Raw genomic sequence first — 12,582 nt, 5'->3', positions numbered from 1 at the left:
TCGGATAAAATCCGGACTCTTTTTAGTGTTGTTCTACTGGCTCGTTTGGAATCGCAGCTGCAATCGCTAATACTAATACCGCAAGAACAACTGAGAAAATAGACGCTTGGTTAAAATCGTATGTACCGCCAGTCATAGAACCAATTACATAGCTCATCATATGTACAAGCGCGAACGACCAAATTAATGCCCAAATGAAACGCATATTTTACACCTCTATTCGTTCAATCTGTCCTTATTGTAACACAATTGAAAAAAGAATATAGAAAAATATTTGTAGATTTTTCAACGCAAATTTGCATTCTGTTCATACATTATAAAAGAGTACTTTTATACGTTTAGAAAATAAGGCGGGGGAAAAATGAGTATTACAGAACGTTTTTTTTACTTAGAAAAAGAGCCATGTGTCATTTATTTACCGGAGAAGCCAAATGGATTTTCTGTTATGCTTCTCGGTGATTACAACTACTTTATTGAGAATGGTACAAGTTTATGGACACAGCATGCGGGAAGATCTTATTTTTTACATGGCCTTATTGAAGAGGGCTACACGGTTTTTTCCTCTAATTTATACGGAAGACATTGGGGAAACGATCAATCTGTTCGTCTCGCAAAACGTTTATATGATGTTGTTTTAAGAAAAGAGACATTAAATGCGAAAATGCACATTATGGCAGATGGTATGGGGGCGCTTGTAGCGCTTGAAATGATGAATAAATACCCTGAATGTATACGCTCTGTCGTTATGTTAAATCCATGTTTAGATTTACCAGAATATGTGGAGTTCGAGAAAGAGCATAAGTTTTTTTACAAAAGATTAGTGAAGGAATTAAGTTTGGCGTATGATTCCAAAGAAGAAGAATTAGAATCAAAAATAAATAAGAAATCATTTACGCTTCTTCCATCTTGTGTACCTGTTAAAATTTTCGTATCAACACAAGAAAAAAGAGGAAGAAAACAATTGTTACGTAAATACGAGAAAATGAGGCAATTTAATCAATGTGATACTTCTGTTTTATTCCATCTGCAAGATGTGAAATATAAAATGGTTAGGCAAACGAGTGATTTCTTTAAAAAATATGAAGAAGAATTGTGAAGCTCCCATATACATAAATGAGGAGCTATTTGTTTCAAGGGGAAAGGGTTGGTGGTATGGAACGCGTGCTAATTATAGGTGCACTTACGTTTGTAGGTTATCACCTTGTGAATAAAATGATTGCAGAAGAAGTAGAAGTGTATGGTCTTGATTTTGATGAATTCGATAGTATGACAAAAATCAATGAAGAGAAGTTATTGTTAATTGGGCGAAATGCATTATTTACGTATTATTCGATAAGGGATGAAGATGGATGGAAGTCGATAGAGGAAGAGAAATTCGATGCCGTTTACGTTTGCTTATATGAGCCGAATCAGCAAAGCGGTTTTCGGAATGAGAGAGTCATATTACAATATTTAAAACGGATTATAAGAATGTGTGAAGAACATAAAATGAAGTTAAATTTAATTTCTTCTATTGAAGTAGGGAGCGCAGATGAATCCGAAAATAAACGTCTATTTTCAAAAGTGGAAGAAGGATTAAAAAAAGGGGAATTGCAATATAGTGTATTTCGAGTTCCTACATTATATGGACCGTGGCAACCATCCTTTATGATGTATCATCAGCTCATTTTATCAGAACTGGATGAGAAAGAGTGTCATTGTACGAGTAAGGAAAAAGGGAGCGATTTACTTTACGTTGAAGATGTATGTGAATACTTATGGGAAAATGGAACGAACGGGGAGCATCTTGGGATATATAATTTACTTAGTGGTAAACAGTCATTGTGGGAAAAAGGCATGAATCTTTTACGTGCAGATGATAAAGTAAATAAAAATAGTAAGGAAGAAAGAGATGAAGCGGCCGAGGATATTTCAATAAAAAGAAATACCCCGTTAGAATACGGTTTAAATAAGCAATTGGCACATGTGAAAAAATATAAAGAGTTATACGAAGGATAGCCCGCGTGTTACACTATTGTATGGATTATGAATTGAAAGTTTTAATGGAGAGGAAGAGCATAATATGAACGAAAAAAGCATGCAATTTTTACAAATCGCAATGAAGCATTTACCAGAGGCAAAGGCAATTTTAGATGATAACGGAATTGCACTTGATATGGAGAAAGCACAGCCAGTGTTAGAGCTATTGATGAAAGTAATGGGCGAAGCGTATGAGCTTGGGAAAGCAGAAAAGGAATAAAAAACATCTTTTTAAGATGGAAGAGAGGCCCGAACCGTGGATAGAAGCGGTCAGGGCCTTTTTTATTCTCGCCTGGGGGAAAACCAGAGATATGAAGAGGATAAAGGAAAAGTAGTGAGGAGAACTCTCTAGTTTAGAAGAAAAGCAGAAAAGGAATAAAAAGCATCTTTTTAGATGGAAGAGAGGCTCGAACCGTGAATAGAAGCGGTTTGAGTCTTTTTATATTTGAGAGGTATGTTTCTGTTTCTTTTAATGAAAAATAACGTGAATAATGCGTTAGCTTTATGTTTTATGCGAAATATATTCTAGACAAAAATACATTTATGTTTTAAAATTAGTACCAAGTCATAATAATTGATATAAAACGGAGGGCTGCGATGTGAACGTGGGCATTTTAGGGATCGGAAGATATGTGCCAGAAAAAGTAGTCACAAATCACGATTTAGAGAAAATCGTAGATACATCTGATGAATGGATTCGTACGAGAACGGGAATTGCAGAAAGACGCATTGCCGATGATACAATAGATACTTCAAATATGGCGGTAGAGGCTTCTAAAAAAGCACTTGAAGATGCAGGGATTAGCGGAGAGGATATCGATCTTATTTTAGTGGCAACAGTAACGCCAGATCGCGCATTCCCAGCAGTAGCTTGTGTAATTCAAGAAGCAATTGGCGCAAAACATGCAGCTGCAATGGATTTAAGTGCAGCATGTGCTGGCTTTATGTACGGAATGATTACAGCGCAGCAATTTATTCAAACGGGGACTTATAAAAATGTATTAGTAGTTGGCAGTGATAAACTATCTAAAATTGTAGACTGGAATGATCGAAATACAGCAGTACTATTTGGGGACGGAGCAGGTGCTGTCGTAATGGGAGCTGTTTCGGAAGGAAAAGGTGTACTTTCATTCGAATTAGGAGCGGACGGAAGTGGTGGCAAGCATCTTTATCAAGACGAGTATGTTATGATGAATGGCAGAGAAGTCTTTAAATTTGCTGTTCGTCAACTTGGTGATTCTTGTCTTCGTGTGTTGGAGAAAGCTGGTCTTACGAAAGAGGATGTGGATTTCTTAGTACCGCATCAAGCAAACATTCGTATTATGGAATCTGCAAGAGAGAGATTAAATTTACCGCAAGAAAAAATGAGTATGACAATTGAAAAGTTTGGTAATACATCAGCTTCTTCAATTCCGATTGCAATGGTAGAGGAATTGCAAAATGGACGTATTCAAGACGGTGATTTAATTATACTTGTTGGTTTCGGCGGCGGCTTAACATGGGGAGCGGTAGCTCTTCGTTGGGGTAAATAAGGACTGAGAGAAAAAAAGGAGTGTATTTTGTATGGAAAAAAAGAGGGTCGTAATTACAGGACTAGGGGCTGTTACACCGATCGGAACAGATGTTGAAACAGCTTGGGAAAACATTAAAAAGGGTGTATCTGGAATCGGACGAATTACAAGAATTGATCCAGAATTGTTTCCAGCAAAAGTAGCAGCAGAAATTAACGACTTTGAAGTCGAGAAATATATTGATAAAAAAGAAGCGCGCCGTATGGATCGCTTTACACAATATGCAGTAGCAGCAGCGAAAATGGCAGTTGCAGATGCGAAGCTTGAAATTACAGAAGAAAATGCACCTCGAATTGGTGTATGGATTGGTTCTGGGATTGGTGGTATGGAAACATACGAAGAACAATTTAAGATTTTTGCTGAAAAAGGTCCACGCCGAGTGAGCCCATTCTTCGTACCGATGATGATTCCAGATATGGCGGCAGGTCAAGTATCAATCGCGACAGGAGCGAAAGGAATTAATACTTGTTCTGTAACAGCTTGTGCATCAGGTGCCAACTCAATCGGTGATGCATTTAAAGCCATTCAGCGCGGTGATGCTGACGCAATGATCACAGGCGGAGCAGAAGCACCGTTAACAAGTATGGCATTTGCAGGCTTTAGTTCAGCGAAAGCATTAACATTTAATGAAGATCCAGCAACTGCTTGCCGCCCATTTGATAAAAACCGTAGTGGTTTCGTAATGGGTGAAGGTTCAGGTATTATAATTCTTGAGGAATTAGAATATGCATTAGCACGTGGTGCTCATATTTACGCGGAAATCGCTGGTTATGGTGCAACTGGTGATGCGTTCCATATTACAATGCCAGCTCCTGGCGGTGAAGGCGGAGTTCGCGCGATGCGTCAAGCTTTAGCTGATGCAGGTCTACAGCCAGAAGATATTGATTATATTAATGCACACGGTACAAGTACGGATGCAAATGAAAAGTATGAAACGATGGCAATTAAAGAAACGTTCGGCGAGCATGCTTATAAAGTAGCAATTAGCTCAACGAAATCAATGACAGGTCACTTATTAGGAGCGGCAGGTGCTGTTGAGGCGATTTTCTCTATTAAATCAATTACAGACGGAGTAATCCCTCCAACAATTAACTATGAAACACCAGATCCAGAATGTGACTTAGATTACGTACCGAATAAAGCGAGACAACAAGAAGTAAACGCGGTATTAAGTAACTCACTAGGATTCGGTGGGCATAACGCAGTATTAGTATTTAAATCATATAAATAATAGATGAAATAAGGTGTTTTTTCGTAATATATTGCGAAAAAACACCTTATTTATTTTTACGTCTTTTTCTCCTTTTGCATATATATAAGAAAAAGGAGGGATAAAGATGGGGGTTGTTGAAACAGCCGAGTGGTTACATCTATATTATGGACGGCCAGAAAAGCTTTGTGAGAAATTTACGAAGTATATTCCGTTGCCAAAAGAAAGGTTGTATCGCTTTTTAATTTCTAAAGGGATGTATCGCCCGGTCATGCGAGGAGAAAAAGAAATTAAAGAGTTAGAGAAGAAGGAAATTTGGAAAGAGTTAAGTATAGAGTATGATAAATTGAAAAATTGGTTAAAAGGTCCGGATGTCCCTGTCTTTATTTTACTATCAGATTCATATAATCGAACGATACAGGAAGAGTATAACGGGAAGGCTGGACTATCTATGCGCCACGTTATTTTCTTATTCGTATGTGGACGAAATTCGGTGGAAGAGTTAAAAGCGTTATTGGCACATGAATATCATCATATATGCAGGTTACATCAAATTGAGACGAAAGAAACAGAATATACATTACTTGATACGATGATCATGGAAGGGTTAGCTGAGCAGGCGGTAACGGAAAGGTATACAGAAAAAAACAATGCGCCGTGGACGACGTATCTTTCAAAAGAAGAAGCACTTTATTATTGGGAAAACGTTGTACAGGAGAGAATAACGATAAAACGGGGAACGAGGGAGCATGATATTTTATTAAATGGACTTCATTCCTATCCGAAAATGCTTGGTTACGCGCTTGGATTCCATATTGTAAAAGATTGTGTAGCTTTTGAAGGAGAAGATACGCTTTCTTTATTATCTATAGATGCGAAGGAAATATTGAATAAAGCAAATGCATTTCATGTGTCATGAAAAACAGGAGGGCTATCTCCTGTTTTTTTATATTATAGAAGAAAAAATAATAATTAGAATATATTTCCTAAGGTGGAATAAAGTTAAGCAAAGTTGAACATAATGATTGGTACAAACAGTAGTGAAGTGAGGGGTAGAGAATGTTATATCTACATGATGTATGGGTAAATTGGTTTGAAGGTGAAGAAAATGGGTATAACGTTTGTCATTTTTACGAATGGCGGAAAGATGATACGATTGAGCTATTAGATCAAGTGCCATTATTAAAAGTAGATTCCACATTATATCATTACATCGAGAACGAATTGTTAGAGCTTCCGCAAAAGTTATTGGAAGACGTACATCATAAGGCTTATATTCGTAAAAATCACGAACGTTTGCAGCAAGAATATTGTTTTGTAGTTACAGATGGGAAAGGAATTATTGCGATTGATTCAATTGGCTACAATGTGCCGATTCGAAAAAGCAGACTTATACCTCGTCAAGAACAGATGGTATATGAGATGGTAGAAAATGTGCAAGCAGAAAAGTATGAGTTCCAAGTGGAAGAAATTGAAAAAGAACATCATATTTTATCACCATCACCTTTCATTATGAATGGCTTGACTCGTAAAGAAAGACAGCTTAAACAATTATTATTCATGGCGTTAGATCAATTACATACAACGAAAAATCCAGCTGAAATTCGCTATTGGTTCACGGAGTGGGATCCATCAGCATACGGAATGGTTCAACATATGGAGTTTGAAGATGTTTGGACTAAGCTTTATGATGAAGCGAAAACTGGATGGTCTAAAAAGCACGAACAATTATGCGAGCGCCTTGTAAAAGGACAACCGTTTTTCGAAAAGTTATGGGAAATGGAAAATGAGCAGAAGGTAAATTAAAAAACCGCCAATTGGCGGTTTTTTAATTTGTAGAAATCCAGCTCCAGCGGCAAGCCCTTCGCGTCTAAGAACCTTCCGCATAAGAAGACAAAGAGCGTCTTCTATGCGAAAGAACCTTAGCCGTCAGGGCTAAACAGTCGCCTCCGCTTTATATGTTACCTACGTTTTCTGCTTAGTCCCATTGCGTTTTCTACTTTGCGTAGTTGTTTGAATGCAACGCGGTTTGCTTTTTCGGCACCTTTGTCTAGAATTTCGTCTAGTTCTGGTGAGTTGATTAGTTCGTTATATTTGTCTTGGATTGGGCGAATTGCTTCTACGACTACTTGTGCTAAGTCGCCTTTGAAGTCGCCGTATCCTTTTCCTTCGTACATTGCTTCTATTTCTTCAACTGTTTTTCCTGAGAATGAAGAGTAGATTGTTAATAAGTTAGAGATTCCAGGTTTGTTTTCTTTATCAAATTTCACGATGCCTTCAGAGTCAGTTACGGCACTTTTAATTTTCTTTTCGATTGTTTTTGGCTCATCAAGCATACTGATCATTGATTTTGGATTCGGATCAGATTTACTCATTTTCTTCGTAGGTTCTGTTAATGACATAACGCGAGCTCCTACTTTTGGAATGCGAATTTCAGGAATCGTGAACACTTCACGGAAACGTTTGTTGAAACGTTCTGCTAAATCACGTGTTAATTCCATATGTTGTTTTTGGTCATCGCCAACAGGCACGATTTCTGTGTTGTAAAGTAAAATATCAGCAGCCATTAATGGTGGATACGTAAGTAATCCAGCTGGAACTGAATCTCTACCAGATGCTTTATCTTTATATTGTGTCATACGCTCTAATTCTCCAACATACGCAACTGATTGCATAATCCAGCCTAGTTGAGCGTGCGCTGGTACTTCTGATTGTACAAATAAAGTAGCTTTTTCAGGGTCAATGCCGCATGCAACATATAAAGCTGCAAGACTACGGATATTTTTACGAAGTTGTATAGGATCTTGAGGTACTGTAATGGCATGTTGGTTTACAATGCAGAAATAACAGTCGTGTTCGTTTTGAAGTTCTGTAAATTGCTTCATAGCCCCTAAATAGTTTCCAAGTGTAATCGTTCCGCTTGGCTGAATACCAGAAAAGATAACTGACATAAGTAATTCCTCCTAAAATTGAGTGTGCGATAGGGAAGAGAAGGCATACAAAAAAGCCCATTCATCCCAAATTACATAGGGACGAATGGACCGCGGTACCACCCTAATTATTTCACAGCTGTGAAATCTCTCAGATCCATAATAACGTTTGGATATAACGCCAAAGCCTACTACTTTCGGTTCGGTTTGGTGCTCAAAAGCCCATTCCATATTGTACAATTACTTGTTCACACCAGCCACAAGCTCTCTGAAATTGCCCCAATATGTACTCTTCTTTATCATCGCATACATATAAATTTATTTATTGTTAACTGAGCCCTTTTAATATGAAAGAACTAAAGTTTTATAACAAAATGTTTTGCTGATTATTATATCATATGGAATAGCGTTTGCAAACTACATCAAAATAGTAAAGCTAATGACAGTCGAGAACAATCCAAGTACGACACCAGTAATACAAATCGGATACGTCCATTTGAATGAATATGTTTTATAAATACGTTCTTTCTTATCGATAGGTTCCTCTGCTTCTTCAATTAAAGAGTCAATTTTTTTATTCGTACCAAACACTTTTTGGAATGCGTAAATTGTTACGTTAAAAAATCCCTTTTGAAAGATGAATAAAAAACCACCTATAAGAATAAAAAACAATGCGATATAGAATGAGATGTTGACAAAATTCAACAAAAACTGTGATGAAACGAGGAATGCGCCCACACTAGAAGCGATTATCGCTACAAAAAATAGTATACAAGTATGAAAAAAAACTTTATTCAAAATATTCCCCTCCGTCAAAATATTACTAGAATTATTATACTATAAAAGTTATAATAAGTAATATAAATAATTTTTTGAAAATTGCATGCAATTGAGTTCTAATTTCAAGATGATGGTAGCAATGTTAACGTATTCCTTTACAAAAAATTTAAAATATAAACATTTTATTAAAAATTTTAACAAAAAAACAAAAAACTATATTCACAATCGTCGTATTATATGTATAATGAAAATTGTAGAAACTTGGAGATTATTCTTTCAATTCTACTTTTTTACAAGTGGGGGCACAGGAATGGCAATTAGGGGAGGCAACACAACATGAAGAAAAAGATACCGTTATTACTTGCATCAACTTTAACTGCAAGTATGTTGCTTGGGGCGTGTAGTTACGAGAAAGATGACGCGAAAGCAAAAGGGAAAGAAAACGCTACTAGTAGTAGTAACGGGAAACAGATTCTTAATCTAACAGAGTTATCTGAAATTCCGTCAATGGATGCATCATTAGCATCAGATTCTGCATCTTCAACAGCATTAAATAATACGATGGAAGGTTTATATCGTACTGGCAAAGATCAAAAGAGAATGCCTGGGGTTGCTGAAGACGTCCAAAAGCTAGATGATGGGAAGAAATACATATTTAAATTAAGAAAAGATGCGAAATGGTCGAACGGGGAGCCTGTAACAGCGAAAGACTTTGTGTATTCATGGAAAAGAGCAGTAAATCCAGATACAAAAGCTACGTATTCGTACATTATGTTCGATATTAAAAATGCAGAAAAAATTCATAAAAGAGAATTACCTGCTGACCAATTAGGTGTAAAAGCGATTGATGATTACACATTAGAAGTGGAATTAGACAATCCAGTTCCTTACTTTATTGATTTAACAGTATATCCAGTATTTTACCCACTAAATGAAAACTTTGTGAAATCACAAGGTGATAAGTTTGGTTTAGAGGCAAATACAACATTATATAACGGGCCATTCGTTATGAGTGATTGGAAACATGAACAAAGCTTCCAATTTAAGAAAAACCCGTCATATTGGGATAACAAAACAGTTAAACTCGAAGAAATAAATTTCAATATTTCGAAAAATACATCAACTGATGTAAATTTATATGAAACAAATGCGATTGATCGTGCGGTTTTAACATCGGAATTTGTTGATAAGTTTAGACAAAATCCAGAGTTTGAAACACGAAAAGAAGCTGGAGTTGCCTACTTAAGATTTAATCAAAATAATAAGTATTTGAGTAATAAAAACTTGAGAAAAGCAATTTCGATGTCCTTTGACCGTGATAACATTGCAAAAGTTATTTTAAACAACGGCGCAATCGGTGCTTACGGATTTGTTGGAAAAGATTTCGCTGAAGGTCCGAATAAAAAAGACTTCCGTGCTGAAAATGGAAATCTAGTGGAAACGGATGCAAAAGAAGCGAAAAAACTTTGGGAAACAGCGAAGAAAGAGCTTGGCACTGATAAAATCGAACTAGAATTCTTAAGCTTCGATAACGAAGATGCTAAAAAAATTGGCGAATTCTTAAAAGGTGAGATGGAAAAGAACTTACCTGGTTTAACGATTAAAATTAAACAGCAGCCATTTGCGCAAAAAAATAAGTTAGAAGACTCTCAGGAATACGATATGGCGTTTGGTATTTGGGCTCCAGACTTCCCAGATCCAATCTCATATTTAGATATGTTTGTTACGAATGGTTCACAAAATAAAACAGGATATTCTAATCCGAAATATGATGAGCTAATTCTAAAAGCAAAAACAGATACAAAAGATTTACAAGCTCGCTGGAACAACCTTTTAGAAGTAGAGAAAATATTAATTAAAGAGGATGCAGTTATTGCTCCGATCTTCCAAAAAGGTTCAGCATATGTGGTAAAAGGTGCCGTGAAAGATATTATCCCAATTAACTATGGTGGTAAATTAACTTACAAATGGGCATCTGTTGAACAAAAATAATCTTTTTTTCCATCGTTTACAAGGGTATATGCCTATGATGGGCATATGCTCTTATTTTAAAAAATAAAAGTAAGAATATTTCAAACTATCTTATTGCTTTTGAGAAAAACGGGGAGGTGCTTGACTATGGGACGTTATGTATTAAAACGTTTCGTGTACATGGCTTTGACATTATTTTTAATTACTACACTGACTTTCTTCTTGATGAAATTACTTCCGGGTTCTCCGCTGAAAAACCAGGAGAAGTTATCACCGGCACAAAAAGAAATCATTCTTGAAAAATATGGTTTAAATGATCCAGTACCAGTTCAATATGCACGTTACTTAGGTAACTTGGCACAAGGTGATTTAGGGGTATCATTCCAATATGATAACCGTCCAGTAACAGATATGATTGTGGATCGCATTGGACCATCAGCACAACTTGGTTTACAAGCGATTATATTAGGAACATTTATCGGTTTAATTTTAGGAATTGTTGCGGCACTTCGTAACAATACATGGGTCGATTATGGAGCGACAGTCATTTCCGTACTCGGGATGTCGGTACCATCGTTCGTATTCGCCGCATTACTACAATATTTCGTAGGGGTAAAACTTGGTTGGTTCCCAGTAGCGTTCTGGAAAGGACCAGAGTTTACAGTAATGCCTACAATTGCTTTATCGATGGGAGTTATCGCAACAATCGCACGTTTCGCTCGTGCAGAGTTAATTGAAGTTATGCAAGCTGACTATATTTTAACAGCGAAAGCAAAAGGGATTAGCCAAGGCGTTATCATTGTAAAACACGCACTTCGTAACGCGTTAATTCCAGTTGTAACAATTTTAGGACCAATGGTTGCAGGGTTAATTACAGGGACACTAGTTATTGAACAAATTTATGCTGTACCTGGACTTGGGGAACAGTTCGTTAAATCTATTACAGTGAATGACTATACAGTTATTATGGGAACTACAATTTTCTATAGTGCGATCTTCATCGTAGTTATTTTCATTGTCGATATTTTATACGGAATTATTGATCCTCGTATTCGTTTAGCGGGAGGGAAAAAATGATGAAAGATGTACAAAAATTATCTCCAGATTTATTTCAACCAGCCAATCAAAATAATGTTGATAATGAAGTCATTGCCCGTCCAAGCTTAACGTTTTGGCAAGATGTAAGAAGACGTTTGTTCCAACATAAAGGTGCGATGTTTGGTTTCGTATTATTAAGCATTATTGTACTACTAGCAATTTTTGGACCGATGGTAAGTAAACATTCTTATAAAGAGCAGGATTTAGGTCGTGCAAAAATGCCACCGAAAATTCCAGTGATTGAAAATATTCATTGGTTACCATTTGACGGTACAGATCAATATGGTGTTGACCAATATGAAAAACGTGATATTAAAGAGTACTTCTGGTTTGGTACAGATGATCTTGGCCGTGATTTATGGACAAGAACATGGGAAGGTACGCGAGTATCATTATATATCGCTCTTTTAGCAGCAGCGATTGACTTAGTAATTGGGGTTGCATACGGAGGTATTTCCGCATTCTACGGCGGTAGAGTAGATAACATTATGCAACGTATTATGGAGATTATTAACGGTATTCCATACTTAATCATCGTTATTTTAATGGTAATCATTATGGGATCAGGTATATGGTCGATTACACTTGCAATGGCAATTACAGGTTGGATAGGGATGTCGCGTATCGTTCGTGGACAGATCCTAAAGTTAAAAAACCAAGAATACGTATTAGCATCTCGTACATTAGGCGCAACGAATACACAATTAATTGTGAAACACTTAATCCCGAACGTAATGGGACCAATTATCGTAATGACAATGTTTACAATTCCAACAGCGGTGTTTGGTGAAGCATTCTTAAGCTTCATTGGTTTAGGTATTCAGCCACCATTCGCATCACTTGGATCTCTTGTAAATGACGGTTATAAATCAATTCAAACGTATCCACATATGATGTTCATCCCAGCGGTTGTCATCAGTATGTTAATCTTAGCATTCAACTTAATGGCAGACGGATTACGCGACGCGTTAGATCCAAAAATGCGTAAGTAAAAGAGGGGAGA

At 36.7% G+C, this 12,582-nt stretch carries 14 protein-coding genes and 1 other annotated feature; of the genes, 11 read left to right on the top strand and 3 right to left on the bottom strand.

All coding sequences use genetic code 11. From position 1 onward, the window contains the following. Positions 1-22 precede the first annotated feature (22 nt). Positions 23-205 carry a YjzD family protein gene (locus COC96_RS10245; protein ID WP_001211111.1) on the bottom strand — a complete coding sequence of 61 codons (183 nt, stop codon included), beginning with the start codon at positions 203-205 and terminating at the stop codon, positions 23-25. Between the two features lie 156 nt (positions 206-361). On the opposite strand from COC96_RS10245, the gene COC96_RS10240 reads away from it, so the two are divergent. The 7 genes from COC96_RS10240 (at position 362) to COC96_RS10210 (ending at position 6,606) form a co-directional block, all read left to right on the top strand. Then, positions 362-1,096, top strand: a complete 735-nt coding sequence (locus tag COC96_RS10240; protein WP_098768726.1) for an alpha/beta hydrolase — start codon at positions 362-364, stop codon at positions 1,094-1,096. A 29-nt stretch (positions 1,097-1,125) separates the two neighbouring features. Continuing rightward, a complete protein-coding gene (locus COC96_RS10235; protein WP_098269025.1) occupies positions 1,126-1,998 on the top strand; it encodes an NAD-dependent epimerase/dehydratase family protein in 873 nt (290 codons plus the stop codon). A 64-nt stretch (positions 1,999-2,062) separates the two neighbouring features. After that, entirely contained in the window at positions 2,063-2,239 is a 177-nt protein-coding gene (locus COC96_RS10230; RefSeq protein ID WP_098768725.1) for a ComZ family protein, read from the top strand. A 379-nt stretch (positions 2,240-2,618) separates the two neighbouring features. Beyond that, positions 2,619-3,551, top strand: a complete 933-nt coding sequence (fabH, locus tag COC96_RS10225) for a beta-ketoacyl-ACP synthase III (RefSeq protein WP_097903959.1) — start codon at positions 2,619-2,621, stop codon at positions 3,549-3,551. A 31-nt stretch (positions 3,552-3,582) separates the two neighbouring features. Next, positions 3,583-4,821, top strand: coding sequence for a beta-ketoacyl-ACP synthase II (gene fabF / locus COC96_RS10220; protein WP_097903960.1), 1,239 nt, complete (start codon positions 3,583-3,585; stop codon positions 4,819-4,821). Positions 4,822-4,927: 106 nt separating this feature from the next. Beyond that, positions 4,928-5,719 carry a DUF2268 domain-containing protein gene (locus tag COC96_RS10215; protein WP_098269026.1) on the top strand — a complete coding sequence of 264 codons (792 nt, stop codon included), beginning with the start codon at positions 4,928-4,930 and terminating at the stop codon, positions 5,717-5,719. A gap of 140 nt (positions 5,720-5,859) precedes the next feature. Further along, on the top strand, positions 5,860-6,606 hold the full coding sequence (locus COC96_RS10210) for a YjbA family protein (RefSeq protein WP_097903962.1): 747 nt from the start codon (positions 5,860-5,862) through the stop codon (positions 6,604-6,606). 155 nt (positions 6,607-6,761) lie between these two features. Here COC96_RS10210 and trpS read toward each other — a convergent pair whose 3' ends face one another. Then, entirely contained in the window at positions 6,762-7,751 is a 990-nt protein-coding gene (gene trpS, locus COC96_RS10205) for a tryptophan--tRNA ligase (protein WP_097903963.1), read from the bottom strand. Positions 7,752-7,825: 74 nt separating this feature from the next. Then, positions 7,826-8,042, bottom strand: a binding site (T-box leader). 105 nt (positions 8,043-8,147) lie between these two features. After that, entirely contained in the window at positions 8,148-8,528 is a 381-nt protein-coding gene (locus COC96_RS10200; RefSeq protein WP_098269027.1) for a DUF3899 domain-containing protein, read from the bottom strand. A gap of 109 nt (positions 8,529-8,637) precedes the next feature. On the opposite strand from COC96_RS10200, the gene COC96_RS28360 reads away from it, so the two are divergent. The 4 genes from COC96_RS28360 (at position 8,638) to opp3C (ending at position 12,571) form a co-directional block, all read left to right on the top strand. Further along, complete coding sequence (locus tag COC96_RS28360) at positions 8,638-8,850, top strand: hypothetical protein (protein ID WP_098269028.1); 213 nt, start codon at positions 8,638-8,640, stop codon at positions 8,848-8,850. Further along, positions 8,847-10,502, top strand: coding sequence for a peptide ABC transporter substrate-binding protein (locus COC96_RS10190; protein WP_098269029.1), 1,656 nt, complete (start codon positions 8,847-8,849; stop codon positions 10,500-10,502). Before COC96_RS28360 ends, COC96_RS10190 begins: the two co-directional genes overlap by 4 nt. Positions 10,503-10,628: 126 nt before the next feature. After that, on the top strand, positions 10,629-11,558 hold the full coding sequence (opp3b, locus tag COC96_RS10185; protein WP_097903967.1) for an oligopeptide ABC transporter permease: 930 nt from the start codon (positions 10,629-10,631) through the stop codon (positions 11,556-11,558). Then, the gene (gene opp3C, locus COC96_RS10180; protein ID WP_097903968.1) at positions 11,555-12,571 is read left to right on the top strand and encodes an oligopeptide ABC transporter permease; all 1,017 of its coding nucleotides are present in this window, start codon (positions 11,555-11,557) and stop codon (positions 12,569-12,571) included. Before opp3b ends, opp3C begins: the two co-directional genes overlap by 4 nt. Positions 12,572-12,582: the final 11 nt, after the last annotated feature.

It is taken from the genome of Bacillus cereus (genome assembly GCF_002577405.1).
Classification (GTDB): Bacteria; Bacillota; Bacilli; order Bacillales; family Bacillaceae_G; genus Bacillus_A; species Bacillus_A cereus_AU.
Note: the sequence above shows the minus strand (reverse complement) of the source record. Positions and strands in the feature narration are given on the sequence as shown.